The 17,025-nt window shown below is 34.7% G+C and carries 19 protein-coding genes and 1 riboswitch; of the genes, 7 read left to right on the forward strand and 12 right to left on the reverse strand.

The window, feature by feature from the left end; all coding sequences use genetic code 11:
• Positions 1-8: 8 nt before the first annotated feature.
• Positions 9-245, forward strand: coding sequence for a membrane protein insertion efficiency factor YidD (yidD, locus tag AC1Q51_RS11245; RefSeq protein WP_000809334.1), 237 nt, complete (start codon positions 9-11; stop codon positions 243-245).
• Here the strand turns inward: yidD and AC1Q51_RS11250 are convergent.
• Complete coding sequence (locus AC1Q51_RS11250) at positions 242-805, reverse strand: beta-class carbonic anhydrase (RefSeq protein ID WP_000838173.1); 564 nt, start codon at positions 803-805, stop codon at positions 242-244. The two genes, yidD and AC1Q51_RS11250, sit on opposite strands and share 4 nt — an antisense overlap.
• Before the next feature lie 224 nt (positions 806-1,029).
• On the opposite strand from AC1Q51_RS11250, the gene cydA reads away from it, so the two are divergent.
• Positions 1,030-2,379, forward strand: a complete 1,350-nt coding sequence (gene cydA, locus AC1Q51_RS11255; RefSeq protein WP_001286188.1) for a cytochrome ubiquinol oxidase subunit I — start codon at positions 1,030-1,032, stop codon at positions 2,377-2,379.
• Entirely contained in the window at positions 2,369-3,397 is a 1,029-nt protein-coding gene (gene cydB, locus AC1Q51_RS11260; RefSeq protein ID WP_098284237.1) for a cytochrome d ubiquinol oxidase subunit II, read from the forward strand. The genes cydA and cydB overlap by 11 nt, the downstream gene beginning before the upstream one ends.
• Positions 3,398-3,563: 166 nt before the next feature.
• Here the strand turns inward: cydB and AC1Q51_RS11265 are convergent, their stop codons facing one another.
• Complete coding sequence (locus AC1Q51_RS11265; RefSeq protein ID WP_002001299.1) at positions 3,564-3,797, reverse strand: spore germination protein; 234 nt, start codon at positions 3,795-3,797, stop codon at positions 3,564-3,566.
• A gap of 677 nt (positions 3,798-4,474) precedes the next feature.
• On the opposite strand from AC1Q51_RS11265, the gene AC1Q51_RS11270 reads away from it, so the two are divergent.
• On the forward strand, positions 4,475-5,509 hold the full coding sequence (locus AC1Q51_RS11270) for a YdcF family protein (RefSeq protein ID WP_042969141.1): 1,035 nt from the start codon (positions 4,475-4,477) through the stop codon (positions 5,507-5,509).
• A 73-nt stretch (positions 5,510-5,582) separates the two neighbouring features.
• On the opposite strand, the gene AC1Q51_RS11275 is transcribed toward AC1Q51_RS11270, so the two are convergent.
• Positions 5,583-5,912 (reverse strand): zinc ribbon domain-containing protein, encoded by a 330-nt coding sequence (locus AC1Q51_RS11275; RefSeq protein ID WP_053563494.1) that lies wholly within the window; start codon positions 5,910-5,912, stop codon positions 5,583-5,585.
• 241 nt (positions 5,913-6,153) lie between these two features.
• On the opposite strand from AC1Q51_RS11275, the gene AC1Q51_RS11280 reads away from it, so the two are divergent.
• Positions 6,154-7,026 (forward strand): YitT family protein, encoded by an 873-nt coding sequence (locus AC1Q51_RS11280; protein WP_090976813.1) that lies wholly within the window; start codon positions 6,154-6,156, stop codon positions 7,024-7,026.
• A gap of 261 nt (positions 7,027-7,287) precedes the next feature.
• Here the strand turns inward: AC1Q51_RS11280 and AC1Q51_RS11285 are convergent, their stop codons facing one another.
• The 4 genes from AC1Q51_RS11285 to AC1Q51_RS11300 form a co-directional block, all read right to left on the reverse strand.
• Positions 7,288-8,106, reverse strand: a complete 819-nt coding sequence (locus AC1Q51_RS11285) for a DUF4247 domain-containing protein (RefSeq protein ID WP_065229475.1) — start codon at positions 8,104-8,106, stop codon at positions 7,288-7,290.
• 12 nt (positions 8,107-8,118) lie between these two features.
• Positions 8,119-8,625, reverse strand: coding sequence for a DUF4178 domain-containing protein (locus tag AC1Q51_RS11290; RefSeq protein WP_000051755.1), 507 nt, complete (start codon positions 8,623-8,625; stop codon positions 8,119-8,121).
• A gap of 21 nt (positions 8,626-8,646) precedes the next feature.
• Complete coding sequence (locus tag AC1Q51_RS11295; RefSeq protein ID WP_000220087.1) at positions 8,647-9,051, reverse strand: DUF350 domain-containing protein; 405 nt, start codon at positions 9,049-9,051, stop codon at positions 8,647-8,649.
• Between the two features lie 80 nt (positions 9,052-9,131).
• Positions 9,132-9,797 (reverse strand): PspA/IM30 family protein, encoded by a 666-nt coding sequence (locus AC1Q51_RS11300; protein WP_000110280.1) that lies wholly within the window; start codon positions 9,795-9,797, stop codon positions 9,132-9,134.
• Positions 9,798-10,198: 401 nt separating this feature from the next.
• Between AC1Q51_RS11300 and AC1Q51_RS11305 the strand changes: the two genes are divergently transcribed.
• Positions 10,199-10,777, forward strand: coding sequence for a lipoprotein BA_5634 family protein (locus tag AC1Q51_RS11305; protein ID WP_048565089.1), 579 nt, complete (start codon positions 10,199-10,201; stop codon positions 10,775-10,777).
• A gap of 36 nt (positions 10,778-10,813) precedes the next feature.
• On the opposite strand, the gene AC1Q51_RS11310 is transcribed toward AC1Q51_RS11305, so the two are convergent.
• The 3 genes from AC1Q51_RS11310 to AC1Q51_RS11320 are packed head-to-tail and all read right to left on the reverse strand — an operon-like array spanning position 10,814 to position 13,213.
• Positions 10,814-10,984, reverse strand: coding sequence for a FeoB-associated Cys-rich membrane protein (locus AC1Q51_RS11310; protein ID WP_000989598.1), 171 nt, complete (start codon positions 10,982-10,984; stop codon positions 10,814-10,816).
• Positions 10,985-11,000: 16 nt separating this feature from the next.
• Positions 11,001-12,989: a ferrous iron transport protein B gene (gene feoB / locus AC1Q51_RS11315; protein WP_053563489.1), complete on the reverse strand. Its 1,989-nt coding sequence runs from the start codon at positions 12,987-12,989 to the stop codon at positions 11,001-11,003.
• Positions 12,986-13,213: a FeoA family protein gene (locus AC1Q51_RS11320; RefSeq protein ID WP_000060512.1), complete on the reverse strand. Its 228-nt coding sequence runs from the start codon at positions 13,211-13,213 to the stop codon at positions 12,986-12,988. The genes feoB and AC1Q51_RS11320 overlap by 4 nt, the downstream gene beginning before the upstream one ends.
• Before the next feature lie 194 nt (positions 13,214-13,407).
• A riboswitch (TPP riboswitch) is annotated at positions 13,408-13,509 on the forward strand.
• Between the two features lie 86 nt (positions 13,510-13,595).
• Here AC1Q51_RS11320 and AC1Q51_RS11325 point away from each other — a divergent pair.
• Positions 13,596-14,267 (forward strand): energy-coupled thiamine transporter ThiT, encoded by a 672-nt coding sequence (locus tag AC1Q51_RS11325; protein WP_001246567.1) that lies wholly within the window; start codon positions 13,596-13,598, stop codon positions 14,265-14,267.
• A gap of 207 nt (positions 14,268-14,474) precedes the next feature.
• On the opposite strand, the gene AC1Q51_RS11330 is transcribed toward AC1Q51_RS11325, so the two are convergent.
• Positions 14,475-16,328, reverse strand: coding sequence for a sensor histidine kinase (locus tag AC1Q51_RS11330; protein WP_242320978.1), 1,854 nt, complete (start codon positions 16,326-16,328; stop codon positions 14,475-14,477).
• Positions 16,325-17,014, reverse strand: coding sequence for a response regulator transcription factor (locus AC1Q51_RS11335; RefSeq protein ID WP_000041862.1), 690 nt, complete (start codon positions 17,012-17,014; stop codon positions 16,325-16,327). Before AC1Q51_RS11335 ends, AC1Q51_RS11330 begins: the two co-directional genes overlap by 4 nt.
• Positions 17,015-17,025 lie beyond the last annotated feature (11 nt).

Below are 17,025 nucleotides of genomic sequence, written 5' to 3' on the forward strand. Positions count from 1 at the left end.
AGATCATTATGAAACAGATTTTTATTGGGATTATACGCTTTTATCAAAAGTTCATTTCTCCGATGACACCACCAACTTGCCGCTTTTATCCGACTTGTTCTCATTACGGATTAGAGGCGTTTCAAAAACATGGTGCCCTCAAAGGCTTTTGGCTTACTTGTAAGCGTATATTAAAATGTCACCCTTTCCACCCGGGAGGATTTGATCCTGTCCCAGATAAAAAGGATGACAAAGTAAATTCTTAATTGTCGTAACCATTCACAACTAAATCTAATTTTCCTGTATCAGGATCTATAACAAGACCGTGAACAGGTACTTCTTCTGGAAGTAATGGATGGTTGCGAAGTATCGATACGCTATGTTCTACACTTTCTTCTACACTAGAGAACCCTTGTAGGAATCTTTCTAAATCGATTCCAGAATAACGGAGTGTATCTAATTTCTCATTTGTTATACCCCGCTCTTTCATCTTCTCAATTGTACTGCTTGCTTGAATTTTTGCCATACCGCAATCGTGGTGACCAACTACACAAACTTCATCAGCACCAAGTTCATATACAGCAACTAAAATACTACGCATAATACTTCCGAATGGATGTGAGATAACAGCTCCTGCTACTTTAATAATTTTCACATCACCGTTACGCATATTCATTGCTTTTGGTAATAATTCAACAAGACGAGTATCCATACAAGAGATAATTACCATTTTTTTATTCGGGAATTTTCCCGTTTCATACTCTTCGTATCTTTTCTCTTCAACAAATTTTTCATTGTATTGTAAAATCTCTTCTAATGACTTCATAGTAAAAAACCCTCTTTTCTCTCATTTACATTACTTATATAGTGTACCAAAATATGAAAAACTCAAAAAGGATATCGCTTTATAGTAAAAATAAGATATTTTCAGATAATCGACATAATTCTTTCAAAATATACACACAGCTTTGTAACAAGTCTCACATACTTTAAACGTATTTTCACTATAAACTGATTGTAGATAATGTAAAAAAGGAGTGAATATTTATTATGTCCGACGTTCTGTTACTGAGTCGTTTTCAATTTGCAATTACTATTTTTTATCACTTTTTATTTGTACCTTTGACAATCGGACTTGTCATTTTAGTAGCATGTATGGAAACTCAATACGCCCGCACATTGAATCCAACATACCGTAAAATGGCAAATTTCTGGGGTAAATTATTTACAATTAACTTCGTAATGGGGATTATAACTGGGATTACGATGGAATTCCAATTTGGAACGAACTGGTCTGAGTACTCCAAATATATGGGAGATATTTTCGGATCACCTCTCGCAATCGAAGCACTCGTTGCCTTCTTCTTAGAATCTACTTTCATGGGAATATGGTTATTCGGTAAAGACAAAATTTCACCAAAGTTCCGTGCCTTCTGTATGTGGATGGTTGCACTTGGAACAAACATTTCCGCACTTTGGATTATTACAGCAAACGGATTTATGCAAAACCCTGTTGGCTACGTAGTACGTAATGGCCGCGCTGAATTAAATGATTTCTGGGCACTCGTTACAAATCCATATGCTTGGAATATGTTCTTCCATACTGTAGTTGGTTGTTATATCGTAGGTGCTTTCTTCGTTATGGCAATTAGTGCCTATCACTTATTACGTAAAAATGAAGTGGAATTCTTCAAAAAATCATTTAAGTTTGGTTTAATGTTAGGCTTATTCGCCGCAACAATTACACCGTTTATGGGACATCAATCTGGTGTATCAGCAGCTAAATATCAACCAGCAAAAGGAGCTGCGATGGAAGCAGTTTGGGAAACTGGAAAAGGACAAGGCTTCTCAATTGTTCAAATTCCTGATGTAAAAAATGAGAAAAACTTTGAATTCCTTACGATTCCAAAACTCGGAAGCTTCTTCTATACAAACTCATTTGATGGCGAAATTGTTGGTTTAAAAGATATTCCGAAAGATGAACGTCCAAATGTTAACCTCGTGTATTATAGCTTCCGCTTAATGGTTGCACTTGGTATGTTCTTTATGGCATTAACTTGGTATGGCTTCTATTTAAACCGAAAAGGAAAACTAGAAAACTCAAAACGTTATTTAAAAATTACAATATGGTCTGTCTTACTTCCTTATATCGCGATTAACGCAGGATGGATTGTCGCTGAAGTAGGTCGCCAACCTTGGACAGTATATAAACTAATGCGTACAGCAGAATCTGTATCACCTATATCTGTCCCGCAAATTTGGTTCTCATTAATTAGTTTAATTTTGTTCTACACTTTACTTTTAATCGCAGACGTCTACTTAATGCTGAAGTTCGCGAAAAAAGGACCTGCAGCATTAGAAGAACCTGCTACTGAGGGAGGTGTGGCCCATGTCTCATGATATGCTTGCAATCATCTGGTTTGGTTTATGGGGCGTGATTTGGACAGTTTACTTCATTCTTGACGGGTATGCACTTGGTAACGGAATGATCTTTCCTTTCGTTACGAAAGATCGACAAGAACGAAATCAATTACAAGAAGCAATTGGCCCATTCTGGGGCGGTAATGAAGTGTGGTTAATTACAGCTGGTGGCGCAACATTTGCTGCCTTCCCAGTCACATATGCAAATATGTTTAGTTATCTATATACACCGTTATTCTTAGTATTACTTGCACTGTTTGCGCGTGCCGCTGGACTGGAATTCATGCATAAAGATGATTCACCGATTTGGCAAAAAACTTGTAAATGGGCATTTGCAATTGGCAGTTTTTTAATTGCTTTCCTATTCGGTGTTACGTTCGCTAATCTTTATTACGGACTACAAATCGGAAAAAATGGTTATGAAGGAAATTTACTTAGCTTACTAAACCATTACGGTATTTTAGGAGGGTTGTTCTTCACTGCTATATTTGTCGTATCCGGTGCCCTTTGGGTCATGATTAAAACGACTGGTGAAGTATCCGACCGTGCTTATAAAATCGCAAGACCATTTTCAATGGTTGCAGCTATTATTTTAGCTATCTTCTATGTAGCAACTGCTAATCGGACAAACTTATTCCAAAACTTTACGGAATATCCGGTACTATTCATTCTTCCAGTACTTGCAATGCTAATGAGTGTACTCGCACTTATTATGGTGTACAAACATAAAATCGGCCTTGCATTCACATTCGTTTGTCTAACAATCGCAATGTTTATGACAACTGGCTTTGCAGGTATGTTCCCAAGAATGTTACCATCCCGTATTAACGATGCATACAGTACAACGTTATACAACGCAGCTGGTAGTCAATTAAACTTAAAAATTATGTTCTTCGTAGCAATGGTCATGGTACCAATCGTTATTGGATATCAGCTTTGGAGCTACAGTATTTTTAAAAATAAAATTCATAAAGACTCTGCTAAAGGATATCACTAAAATAAAAAAGACACTTCGTTTGAAGTGTCTTTTTTTGTACGTATGATTTTCGATAAGATGTTATATTTCTAATCTAACAACTACACTATAGAAGAATCATTAACAGCTCACAGCTAGATTGTATCATAGGGCAACTTCATCATTTTATGCAATTTTACATACTGTACTATAAAGTAAACTGTATCCCCTGATCATTCGCATCATTATCCCATACATCAGCTGTACTAATCCCGCTAAACGTTTGTACTTTCATTCCTGTATTTGATGATCCCGATCCATTATAAGCCTTCGTCTTTTCAATCGGCTGTACGTTATATTTGTCACCTACATTAATTGTTCCATTGCAGTTTTCAATAATAACACCTTCCACAACTGCCGGCATTTTGTCACCCACTTTCATTTCTTTACTTTTATTTTATGAAAATCGCCTAGAAAAATAGCATGTTTCAATAAGAAAAAGCACTCAATTTGAGTGCTTTTTCTTTAAGCATAAAGACAAGTTTGGAGACAGTTGACTTCTTCAAAATTTTATTAGGGGTAATATTTTGAAAAAGAAAGCCTTTCATATGTAGGTTAACACCACTGGAATATATAGTAAATTGATAATATTTATACGGAAGATTGCTAATGTTTAGTATAGATAGTTTACACTATGCTAACAGTGAAAACTATCTATACTAATAAAAAAAGGTGCCTTCAAAGAAGCCACCTTTCAAAAACAGACACTATAAAACAGAATTATTTATTGTTATACGATTGTTAGATACAAAAAGTAGAGGGAAATGTTTGTATGAAATTCTGCTTTATAAAGTCTGTCTACAACTTATATTGTAATCCTCTTCATTTGAAAAAAAATATAATATGCACAATTGCATACAAAAAGAAAAAGCACTCTACTGAGTGCCTTTTCAACCATTTTACTTTTAATATATCGCTTTGAATATATTGTAACATACGTATCTATACATTTTATTGAGAAAATTCAAAATCATTTTTTCTTTCATTTTTACTTATAAAATCATGTAATATAAAAGGTATGTCAAATTCTTATACAAATTGAGGTGTACTATATTTATGATGTATTTCGGAATTATTCCTCTTATACTATTTATTATTTTTCTTATTTCCTATTTAAAAGATCCGCGAAAAATAATAAACGGCTTTTTATTTAATGCCTTTATCTGTTCATTTCTATTATTTTGCGCTATAGCCTCATTTGAGTCTGGTAATAACGATTTACATTTTATCGTTATCATCCCCATGCTAGCACTACTTGTAATGATTCCTTTTGCTATAGTCGCTTTAATGTTTGGACTCTTTCTTAATGCAAAAATTTTAATGCAACGTGAAGGAAGACGCTTCACAAACTCTTTAACTTTAATTGCTGCTTTAGGGATTTTATTCTTTATAATGCTCCCTATCATAAATCCAGCAAATTTATTCTCAGAGCATTTTCAATTTATCTTTGCTGCTATCTCTCTTATAACTATGTATTTCTTTGTGCATTTATCTAACTTCTTAAGCGCATATTTTTTATACCAATTCAACAGACCAAGACGTAATCAAGATTTCATTATCGTTCTCGGTAGCGGCTTAATTAATGATAAAGTACCACCTTTACTTGCAAGCCGAATTAATAAAGCTATCGACTTTTATTGGAAACAAGCTGCTGTGAATACACCACCAACAATTATTTTCTCTGGCGGTCAAGGTCCAGATGAAGGACTTCCTGAGGCAGAAGCAATGCAAAATTACGCTGTTGAAAAAGGCATTCCGATTGAACATACAGTGCAAGAAAATCGCTCTGTAAACACATATCAAAACATGTTGTTCTCTAAAGAAATTATGGATTCTTTAAAGCCTGAAGGTAAATATAAAAGTATTTTTACCACAAATAATTTTCACCTTTTCCGCGCTGGTATATATGCAAGACAAGCTGGTCTTAACAGCCAAGGGATCGGATCAAAAACTGCATTTTATTATTGGCCTAACGCAATGATCCGTGAATATGTTGCGATTGTCGTAATGGGACGTAAGCGCCATATGAAAATATGTGGAACTATTTTAGGTTTCGCTTTATTCCTAACAGCCCTTAGTTTTATTGTTTCTTAATAGCTATTAAATAAAAGGTCCCCTGAATGCTTTATACAAGGGGGCCTTTTTTATATCTTTCAGTTCATTAGATTTAAATAAGTAACATAACAGCATACAACACATTAATTATTCCAGAAACCAATCCAACAATAGCAAATGTTTTACTCGTACCTGTCACTTTTTTGTTTAAACCCAATATAGAAAATACGATAGCTACACTACCAATAAGCCCCCATAAGTTTATAAACCAAGATATTAATCCAGTGATGAAACCAACTAAAGAAAAAACTTCTATACTACTATTAGAACTGCTATTTGGAAAACTTCCCTCTACCGTTTTATAGCTAAGACTCTCCCCGCACTGTCCGCAAAATTTATTGCCTTCTTTCGTTTCATTTCCACATTTCGTACAGTATCCCACAGAATCCCCTCCCTAAGGTTAGTGCCCCAAATGTATATATCCATACTATTCATTCTACTTTTTCATATTAAAATTATGACCACTCTCTAATCTTCTACTGTTGTATTTTAAATAATAATATGGTCATAATATTCCCTGCATACATCCATTAAAGGAGAAATTTTTCAAATTAAATGTTAAAATAAAATTTAGGTGTGAATTATGTAACAAACAAGAAACTAGTTTGAAACGAGGAAATTACATGGAGAAAATTATCAAAAACAAGCCCAATAAGCTAAAAATTGCTTCGAAAGCTTTGATGATTATTATTGGGGCATTTATCACAGCGTACGGATTAGAAGCAGTATTAATTCCAAATAACGTATCAGACGGTGGTGTGACTGGTTTAAGTATCGTTAGTTCAAGATTATTTGGATTGCCATTAGGAGCTCTAATCGCGGTTATTAACATTCCTTTCGTTTGGTTAGGATATAAGCAGATCGGTAAAAGCTTTGCAATTTATTCTATTATCGGGATTGCTTCATTAGCAGTAGGTACCGTTGTCATGCACGGAATACCAGCTATTATTGAAGGCGATACATTATTAGTTACAGTTGTTGGTGGTATTATCATCGGTTTTGGTATGGGACTAGCATTACGTAACGGTGGGGCATTAGATGGAATCGATATGCTTGCTGTATTGCTTTCTCGTAAGTTACCATTTGGAACGAGTGACCTTATTTTATTCTTAAACATGTTCGTATTTATTTTCGTATCAACGGTATTCGGTCTTCAAGGAGCTATCCTTTCGGCAATTGCTTACTTTATCGCTTCGAAAGTGATTCATATCGTTGAAGTTGGTTTAAGTGGTTCGAAAGCATTTAAAATCATCACAAAAGAGCCTGAATTGATGGTAGAAACCATTCGCGATCGTTTAGGCAGAAGTGCAACATATAACGAAGTATACGGTGGTTATTCAAGAGAGAAATTCAAAGAAATTTCTTGCGTAATTAACCGTTTAGAAGAAAGTAAAATGAAAGAACTTATTAATGAAATCGATCCTAATGCCTTTATTACCGTTTATGATGTAGCAGAAGTAAAAGGTGGTAATTTCAAGAAACGTGATATTCATTAATCATTATGAAAAAAGAGGGTGTGCTAACATTTTGGCACACCCTCTTTTTATTATTAAGTTGCTATCGTTGTCAGTTTTTGTCGGTAAGTCGATATATTTCAATAATCGCTGATATATTTTGAGTTGTGGTCGATATATTCTAATAATCGCTGATATATTTTTACTCTCCCCTCTTACGCCTAAATTGCACTACCCGAAAGGAATTAGTTCCTATAACAAGAAAAAAGACCAAAAAGCAACTTACACTTTTCGGTCTCTCTACTATCTTCTCTTCGTAATTTTCCCTGAACCACCGACCCTCGTTTTCGGAGGAGATGTATTTCTTGGCGGCGTTTTAATAGATGATTTCGGCTTCACATCTGATCCACTTGAACCACCTGGTGTTTTTGTAATTTTACCCTTGCTTCCAGTAGAAGGTGGGGGCGTCGTATTACTTCCTTTTTCAGTAATACTTCCCTTATCACCTACTGATGGTTTCGAATCTACATTATCGCCTCGCTTAATGATAGACCCTTTCCCTTCCTTCGTAATTGGAGGTGGGGTTTTCTTTTCTTCTTTCGTAGGTGGTCTCTCTGGAATAACTGGTTTATGATTTTGTCTGTCATTATATCCTCGATAATCACCATATGATGATTTTCGTGAACCGAATATATCGTTTAATATGCTACCCATAATATATCCTTGCAAGAAGGACGGTTGGTAGTTTTGACGGACAAATTCTTCATTACTTACTTCAATTAACGTATCAGATGGTTTCTCTTTATCCTTTTGAAGGTTATACATTTTATCCGAATAAACGAGAAACATTTGATTTTCGTCTTCTTTAGATGCTTGTTTCGGTTTCCTTTCGGCTATAAGTTCCTTCGCGACTTCAGGAACTGACCGATTGGCGGCCCTATACACGTAAGATTCTTGTTTACCTTCCTTTGCGACAGACTCAAGCGGATAACGGTCTTGAATCGACTTTGTCTGCCCGCCTTGACAACCTGATAAGGCATAACCAGCAACAACAAGTAATGTAACGATAGCAAGTATAGGGATCACAAACGATTTAATCATGGTAAACAATCGGTTTGACATGATTACGCCCCCTTACGTTGCTCTTATAATTTGTACATCAGCAGGAATGATTGCTTCTCCCTCATACATCATTGTACGACCATTTTGCCATTCAATACGCAATAATTTTCGATTATCTGATTGGAATTCCCAGACGTACTGTTCCTCTGAAGCTGAGAATGGTGTTTTCCCCATCACAACAACACGTCCGTTATATTGTTCTTCCATATGGTACTCTGTATCATCCATTTCAATTGTCGTCGGAATTTCCTCAATTGAATCTAAGCGACCATCAATTGGTGTATATAATTTGTAATACGTATTTTCACGATCTTCAATTTTTAAATAACGAATGTCTTTCCCGTCTTGCAGTGTTAAAACAATTTCCTTGCGAGAATGCATACTCGTTTTCCCAGTTAATTCGTACATGACTAATGAAACTTCAATCATATCACCAGGAGCTAACGTTAAAAGACTCTTTTCCGGCTTCGGTGGCTCTGGGCTTTTCATTATATTTTTAATTCGTTTAAATAAACTCATGATCTACCCCTCCTTTTCTCTTTATAAACAAGCACCTAAAATAAGTGCACCAACAATATGTAATGATCCGGCTAACATCGCATGTGCAACGCTACCTTCTTTCGTACCTTCTTCTAAATCAAGACCAGACATTTTCTTTAATACGAATTCGATAAACATTTCTACCACTAATAAAATAACGAAAGAAACTGCTGATGCAAGAAGTGCTTGCCATAAATCATTTGCTTTCGTTATCGATTGAGATAAAATGTACCCTTGTGCAAATAATTTCATAATAAAACGAGTTGTTACAGCTGTATTTCCATTTTTGATTTCTTTTAAATCATTGTATTTTGTAAAAATCGAATCAACCCACATAATTGCAAATAAAAGTACTGCACTCGCTCCAGTCCATACAAGCATGGCAACTACATTCATCCATGTCATTGCAAAACCTCCTCAAAAATATAATAGAAAACCGACATGAATTTGTTTAGACATGTCGGTTCATTTGTCTCTATTCTATATTATTTCTCATACTGCTTCATAATACGAGCTAATTCATCGTCAACAGCAGAATTTTTGTTTAAGCTTGCGAATTCATCATCTAATGACTTTTCTTTCTTATAAACTTCACCGCTTGCTTCCGCTTCAGCCTCTAATTGAAGAGCTTTCTCTTCCATACGGCTTAAACCAGCTTTTGCTGAATTTGAATCAAATCCAGACATCGCCTGATTAATATTCTTCTGTGCTTTCGCTGCATTTACACGTGCTACAAGTGTTTCACGTTTATTTTTCAGCTCATTTAATTGCTTGCGCATTTCTTCTAGCTTAAGGCGCAGATTATCAGCAGCAGCTTTGTTTTGCTCGTAGCTTGCTTTATACTCATTCATTTTTTGCTCTGCATTTTGTTTTTCTTCTAATGCACGACGCGCAAGATCTAAGTTATTAGCTTGAACAGCCATATGAGCTTGCTCTTCACGTTTTTTCACAAGTGCTTCTTGCTCTTCAAATAATATTTTGAATTTCTTCTCAAGCGCGATTTGAGCCGCTACACTTTTCTCTGCTTCTTGTACATCCGCTTGCATATCGCGTAAATATTGATCAGTCATCTTAACTGGATCTTCCGCTTTTTCAATTAACGAATACACATTTGACATTGTTAAATCTCTTAATCGTTTAAATACAGACATTTAAATTCCTCCTATGATATACCTCATATTTCAAATTCACTACTTGGAAAACTGAAAAATCTCCCTTTACAGTAAAGAATATTCATTTTACAGCCTATGTGTTTATTATAACAAAACTAATATGTCCTTACATGTTATTTCCAAAATACATCCATTATAATATGACATTCTATATACAATATTGTATTTCTAATATATTCTCATTATCCCTCTTTGAAATTAACTTACTTTTGCGCACTTTCACTAAATTACATAAGTGTAATGTTACTGTAAGCTAACTCGATAGTTACGTTTCCATATTTCTTATACACTAATACCAGAAGCAGCAAACAAGCTTCTCATCATTTCGGAACTAATACAAAAATGTATTTACTATAAAACATATCAAAGGAGAAATCATCATGAAAAAATTAGTAGGAATCGGATTAGCAGCAGCAATTTCATTTGGAGCATTATCAGGTTGTTCTTTATTAGGAGAGAAAGCGAACGGTTTTGTACTGTACGGCTCAGAAGAACAAGTTCAACAAATTACAGATAAAAACAAAAAAGAAGTAAAAGAAAAAGACTTCTATAAAATGAAAATGACAACATTAGATGGTAAAAAAGTTCTTGTAATGGATAAGAAAACTGGTGAAGAACTAGTGAAAAAAGAGTTACTTAGCAAAGTTGATGAAAAAGACAACACGAAACCACTTGATAAATTACCAGCTGTAACAACAGAACAAGGTGTATTATTCGCAAAAGAGAAAGTAGAAAATGCTACACTTGATGGAGCGAAATTAAAATATGAAGGCAACACAATTATCGGAAGTGGCCGTGCATATACAGATATGTATGCGATTGTTGATGACGCAACTTACAGCAATGTAAAAGGTGATGAAAAATCTGTAGGTGTATTAAAATTTGATAAAGACCCGAGTAAAGAATTCCCTGGTTACAAAGGCGTAGAAGCTTCTCAACTTGTAAAAATTAAAAAGTAAAACAAAAAAGCTTTGCGACATTCGCAAAGCTTTTTTCTATTTATTATGAGCAATTTGCTCCATATCCGGGCTACAAGTTTGCGACTGACATGACTTATTTAAAGAACATGCCGCGCATTTCCCTTTTTTACTTCTCTTTACAAAATTAACTAACGTATATGCTGCATAACCAAAAATGATAGCTCCAATTATAATATTGACCATCATCACAATACATCTCCTTCTAGAATCCGAGTAGGGATCCAACTTGGTATATAATGAGCGTTAATACATAAGCAACTACGAGTGGATACACGACTGAGAAAATCGTCCATTTCGCTGATCCTGTTTCACGTTTAATAACAGCTACGGTCGCTAAACACGGAACATATAATAAAATAAAGAACATAAATGCATAAGCTGATAATGCTGTATAATGTGCTCCCATTACATTTCCAAGCACATCTTCTTTAACCGCATAAATAATTGCCATTGTAGAAACGACAACTTCTTTCGCTAAAAATCCTGTTAAAAGGGATGCCGCAGCTTGCCACGTTCCAAAGCCGAGCGGTGCAAATAATGGTGCGATAAATCCACCAATCATCGCTAAGTAGCTATCTCCCATATCAACGCCAAATCCTGATGGACCTGCATAATTTAATAACCAAATAACAACCGAACCACCAAAGATGAATGTACCAGCTTTACGAACAAATCCCTTTCCTTTCTCCCACGTGCTCAGCCATAACGTTTTCGCTTGTGGCACACGGTAAGGCGGTAATTCAATTACGAAAATAGATTTTTCTGCTTTCAAAATCGTAAGAGACATAATTTTTGTAACGAGTAATGCCAGAACAATACCTGCGACATATAAAGAAAATACAACAGTCGCCTGACTATTAGGGAAGAATACGCCCGCAAATAATGCATATACAGGTAATCGTGCTGAACAAGACATAAACGGTGTTACTAAAATTGTAAGTAAGCGCTCTTTCTCCTGTTCAATCGTTCTCGCTGCCATAATACCTGGAACGTTACATCCAAAACCGATAATCATCGGAATAAAAGCTTTACCGTTTAAGCCAAAGAACTCCATAATTCTATCCATAACAACTGCAATTCGCGCCATATATCCTGAGTCTTCTAATAATGAAATGAAAAAGAATAGTGCAAAGATTTGTGGTACGAATACTAATACAGCACCAACACCGGCAATAATACCTTCTGTAACGAGTGCTTGAATAAAATCAGAAGCTCCAATACTTGTAAGTCCAGCCGTCACCCAATCCGTAAGCTGACCACCAAAAAACTCATCTAACATATCCGATAAAGGTGTACCAATCCACGTAAACGTAACCTGAAAAATAAAAAACATAACTGCTAAAAAGATTGGAAGTCCTAAAATTTTATGTGTAATTAATCTATCAATTTTTTCTGAAAAAGGAATTTTTCCTTCTTTCTCATGCTTCATAACATTTGTTTTTAACTTTTCAATATACGCTTCACGAGTTTTGTAAATGTGCTCTTCTAACGTACAATCAAGTTTTCCTTCTAAGCGAGATCGAATGGCTATGAGTTCCTTATAAATTGGTAATGCTTTCATTTCTTTTTCTACTACTTCGTTATTGCTTAAAAATTGAAGTGCTAACCATCTCGGATGCTCATAATTCGCTGTCTCTAAAAGAGCAATTACTTCTCCAATTCCTTCATCCATTTGTACACCATATGAAATAAGGAATGGCTTTTTCTCCTTTTTGTCATTTTCTTTAAGAGTCGCAAGTAGTTCTTCACAACCTTTTCCACTTCTTGCAACGACAGGAACGACTGTTACACCTAATAGTTCTGATAATCGTTTTACATCAATGACAATTCCTCTTTGCTTCGCCACATCAACCATATTTAAACCAATTGAGACCGGCTTACCAAATTCAAGTAATTGCAACGTTAAATGCATATTTCTCTCAAATTGCGAAGAATCTACGATATTTAACATATGATTAAATTCTTCTGTTAATAGAAAGTTTGTTACAACACCTTCATCACGTGAAACTGGATTTAAATCATACACACCTGGTAAATCAATTAATGTTCCTTGTCTATCTTTTAATTTACCAACCTTTTTTTCTACTGTTACACCGCTCCAGTTTCCTACGTATTCATAAGAACCAGTAAGTGCATTAAATAATGATGTCTTCCCTGTATTCGGATTCCCTAGCAAAGCTACCTTATTCACGCTAATTCCACCTTTATCATTTTCGCGTCACAATGACGAATACTAATTAACTGTCCACGACACTCCAATGTACAAGGACCTTTGAACATCGCTTTCTGTTTCAAGCGAAGTTCGCTTCCTTCCGCAAGACCGAAAGCAGCTAGTCTACGCTTTAATAGCTGATCTAAAGACTGAATACTTTTTACTAACACTTTCTCTCCAATTTTAATATCTACTAAGCTCATAACCTTCCCCCTCAGAAGAGAATGATAATTATTTTCAAAAAAATTATACCACACCCAATTTCTCTTGTACTATACCCTTTTGCTTCATATTTATTAACATTTCGCTACAATTCTATTTCAATTATTGTCATACAGCATTTGTTTGCCATTCTCATCCATTTCGCTTACAATAAACAATAGCAAATAAAGAATCTCGTTATCACTGGGGGAGCCATGCCGCTGAGAGGGAACACTTCGTTCCGACCCTTCGAACCTGTTAGTTAATGCTAACGCAGGGATTGTGCAAACGTCCGAAATACATACCTCATTTTTATTTACGTATTTCGTATCCTCCTATGATATCTATTCTTTTTTGTACAACTTGGATTTAGGGGGAGACAACATGCGTAACACCAATTTACAAGCGATGATTGAATCTGCTATTCTTGCAGCCTTCGCCTTGGTCATCGACATTTTACCACTTTCAATCAAAATATCAGCAACAGGCGGTTCCATTTCATTTGCTATGATTCCTATTTTTATTATCGCATACCGCTGGGGCTTCAAAATGGCTTTCTTAGGAGGCTTAATTTGGGGATTATTACAAATTGTCGTAGGCGATGCCATTATCGTCACACCAATTCAAGTATTAATTGAATACTTTGTTGCTTTCGCATTCATTGGATTTGCTGGTTTATTCTATCGTCCAATTCAAAAGGCGCTTTTAGCGTCAAATGAAAATAGCGAAGAACAATCAAATTTAGGTAGCCGTAAAGACAAACCTTCATCAAAACCAAACCAAGGAAAGAAAGTAATTGGATACATTATCGTCGCTACTTTTATCGGTAGTCTAGCTCGTTACTTCTGTCACTTTATCGCTGGTATCATTTTCTGGGGACAATATGCACCAAAAGGCCAATCGGCTTTCCTATATTCTTTAATATTTAACGGTAGTACAATGATTGGTTCCTATATTCTATGTACCGTTTTACTTATATTTTTATTTATCACTTCACCACGCTTATTCAAAAGCATCAGTGCTTATCAAATGAATACACAAAAAAAGGGCGCTTAATGAGCGCTCTTTTTTCATATCGTAATATTAATTAAAAATACAATAAATGCGCAAAAGAAAATAAATACCATTATACTTAGCCAATTGCTATGCACGGTTCATCGACTCCTTACATAACCTCATATTCTAAACAAATTATACTGATTAAAAATAAAGATTAGGTAAAGATAATATGAAAATAATTTAAAAAAACGTAGATTATATTTTCTACGCTTTTTTCGGTAAATAGAAATAAAATAACACACCATCTTCTGTATTTCCTGCCCCATATTCAGTATCATGTAGTTCTAAAATATTCTTTGAAATGGCAAGCCCAAGCCCCGTCCCACCTTGTGAACGCTGACGAGCTGTATCCACTCGATAAAAACGATCCCAAATTTTATCTAATTGTTCTTCTTCAATGTGAGTACCTTTATTTTCAATGCACACTTTTATACGATCCTTCTCATCTATTGTAGAAATAATAATATCTTCTTTATTTGGTGTATAACGTATGGCATTCGTAATGAAATTTACGATGACTTGTTCAATCCGGCCTTGATTTGCAATCACTTCAAATGAACATATATTTTTATGAACACGAAGCTCTTTTTTCTCTATTTCCACAGATAGATGTTCACATATGTCTTCAATTACTGTATCAATATAAAACGAATCCTTTTTCATTTTATATGTACCAGATTCAAATTTAGCTAACTCAAGCATATCCAAAATTAACGTATCCATTTTGTCTACTTCTCTCTCCATCGCCTGAAAATAATAATCCTTTTTATGCTCAGCTACCCCGTCTTTTAAAATAGAAATACAGCTTTTCATAATACTTAGCGGTGTTTTTAATTCATGTGAAACACCAGAAATGAATTCTTTTCGCGTCTTTTCTAACTTTCTTTCCTTTTCAATATCTTCTTCTAACTGCCCAATATGCGAATGGAGTTTATTTGATAGCACATTAATATTTTTCGATAAATCTCCAATTTCATCTTTTGAAGTAATCGGTATTTTTTCTGTAAAATCTAATTGTGCTATTTTCTTCGTCGTATCATTTATTTTTAATAATGGTTTTGCAATTTGTTTTGAATAATAAAACGAAGCTAAAAAAATAAGAACGACTACAAATGCAATGATATAGATGTAATAATCTTGCACCATTTGTACAGCTTCATCTACGGGCTGTAAAGAAGCCATCGCATAAATATATGTTACTGATCCATCTTTTTCTTTTATTGGTTTCATTAATAATTTATATTTTATATCATTCTTTTCATAGTCCATGGTCTTTGTTGAATACTCTATTTGATTACTCTCTTTTAGTAATACATCCGTTTGAAATTCTTTTATACTATCCAAAAATAAAGTATTTTTATAAATTGGATTTACGGGGCCTTTTACATCTGGAAACTGTACTTTCGTAACACGCCCTCCTATGTAAACATCTGGTTCTGGGGCAGCTTGCTCCTGAACGGCTGGCCTCTTCTCCTTAACAACTTGTTCCCCGGTTGCTTTCTTTTTTTCCTCATATAATTTTCTCATTTTCTCATTAAATGCTTTTTCTAGCGGTTTATTAGATCCGCTTAAATTCTGTTTAGATAAAGAAAAAGAGAATGGAATAAAACTATCTTCTTTTCTCACTCCAGAAAAATAAATTTCTTGCCCTAAAAAATGCTCTGATAATTTATTATCAATCTCCTCTATATTGACGAGATTACCTAAGGGAATTTTGAATATTTGTTGTCCAAAGCTCTTTTGTTGCCTACGATCTATCGTTACTTCAAAATAAAAATCATCTGCATGTTTTAAATTCCCATTCTTATCTAATGTCGTAATCCACGTATTATTTTCTCTTAAAAAGTCTTGCTCTAGTTTCTGAATTTCTTCTGCATTTCCTGCATGATTTAAATAGTTCTTCTCAAAGGAATTTAAATTCACTTTAATATCTTCCACTTTTCGATTCGCATAATATTGTTTGAAAAATATCGTTTGTCCAATAAATATCGTCGCTAAAATTAACATGCATAATGCTGTTGTAAGAGTAAATAATTTTAGTACAATTCCTTTTCTCATATATTCCCCTCAAATTTATAACCAGTTCGTACTACAGTTGTAATGTACTTTGCTTTCTCTCCTAATTTATTTCTTAAATTACGAATATGGCTATTCACCGTTCGATCATCGCCAGCAAATTCATATCCCCAAATTCTTGAAATGAGTTGCTCTCGCGTTAAAACGATTCCTTGATTTTTCATGAAATACGCTAATATTTCAAATTCTGTATGCGTTAAATTAATATCAGTTCGATTTACCGTAACAGTGCGTGACGGAAAATGAACGTGAATATCGTGGATTGATAATGTATCATCTTCATTCTCTAAAAGTTGCTTTGTCACTTTTCTGCTTTCTAACAACCTTTTCGCTCTTGCTAATAAAATTGGCGGACTATACGGCTTCGTCACATAGTCATTTGCCCCAAGTTCAAAACCAAGTAGCGTATCGTCTTCATCTACGCGCGCCGTTAGCATAATAATAGGCACCTCGGACGTCTTTCGAATCCTTCGGCAAACAGACCATCCATCGAGTTCTGGCAACATAATATCTAAAATAACTAAATCAACCTCTTCTTCTTCAAATACAACTAAAGCCTCTTTCCCGTCCCTCGCTTCAAACACTACATATTGCTCACTTAAAAAATAATCTTTTAATATTTCACGTAATATGTCTTCATCTTCAACAATTAAAATGTTTTTTGACATAACTGATATAT

This window comes from Bacillus sp. MT94 (assembly GCF_058792475.1).

Bases quoted from the DNA above. Each gene is read 5' to 3' on its own strand.
- AC1Q51_RS11290 (WP_000051755.1), bottom strand. From the start codon at position 8,625: ATGAGTTTATTTAAACGAATTAAAAATATAATGAAAAGCCCAGAGCCA.
- AC1Q51_RS11295 (WP_000220087.1), bottom strand. From the start codon at position 9,051: ATGACATGGATGAATGTAGTTGCCATGCTTGTATGGACTGGAGCGAGT.
- AC1Q51_RS11305 (WP_048565089.1), top strand. From the start codon at position 10,199: ATGAAAAAATTAGTAGGAATCGGATTAGCAGCAGCAATTTCATTTGGA.
- AC1Q51_RS11320 (WP_000060512.1), bottom strand. From the start codon at position 13,213: ATGAGCTTAGTAGATATTAAAATTGGAGAGAAAGTGTTAGTAAAAAGT.
- AC1Q51_RS11250 (WP_000838173.1), bottom strand. From the start codon at position 805: ATGAAGTCATTAGAAGAGATTTTACAATACAATGAAAAATTTGTTGAA.
- cydB (WP_098284237.1), top strand. From the start codon at position 2,369: ATGTCTCATGATATGCTTGCAATCATCTGGTTTGGTTTATGGGGCGTG.
- AC1Q51_RS11280 (WP_090976813.1), top strand. From the start codon at position 6,154: ATGGAGAAAATTATCAAAAACAAGCCCAATAAGCTAAAAATTGCTTCG.
- AC1Q51_RS11310 (WP_000989598.1), bottom strand. From the start codon at position 10,984: ATGATGGTCAATATTATAATTGGAGCTATCATTTTTGGTTATGCAGCA.
- cydA (WP_001286188.1), top strand. From the start codon at position 1,030: ATGTCCGACGTTCTGTTACTGAGTCGTTTTCAATTTGCAATTACTATT.
- AC1Q51_RS11335 (WP_000041862.1), bottom strand. From the start codon at position 17,014: ATGTCAAAAAACATTTTAATTGTTGAAGATGAAGACATATTACGTGAA.
- AC1Q51_RS11300 (WP_000110280.1), bottom strand. From the start codon at position 9,797: ATGTCTGTATTTAAACGATTAAGAGATTTAACAATGTCAAATGTGTAT.
- AC1Q51_RS11265 (WP_002001299.1), bottom strand. From the start codon at position 3,797: ATGAAAGTGGGTGACAAAATGCCGGCAGTTGTGGAAGGTGTTATTATT.
- yidD (WP_000809334.1), top strand. From the start codon at position 9: ATGAAACAGATTTTTATTGGGATTATACGCTTTTATCAAAAGTTCATT.
- AC1Q51_RS11330 (WP_242320978.1), bottom strand. From the start codon at position 16,328: ATGAGAAAAGGAATTGTACTAAAATTATTTACTCTTACAACAGCATTA.
- AC1Q51_RS11270 (WP_042969141.1), top strand. From the start codon at position 4,475: ATGTATTTCGGAATTATTCCTCTTATACTATTTATTATTTTTCTTATT.
- AC1Q51_RS11285 (WP_065229475.1), bottom strand. From the start codon at position 8,106: ATGTCAAACCGATTGTTTACCATGATTAAATCGTTTGTGATCCCTATA.
- AC1Q51_RS11325 (WP_001246567.1), top strand. From the start codon at position 13,596: ATGCGTAACACCAATTTACAAGCGATGATTGAATCTGCTATTCTTGCA.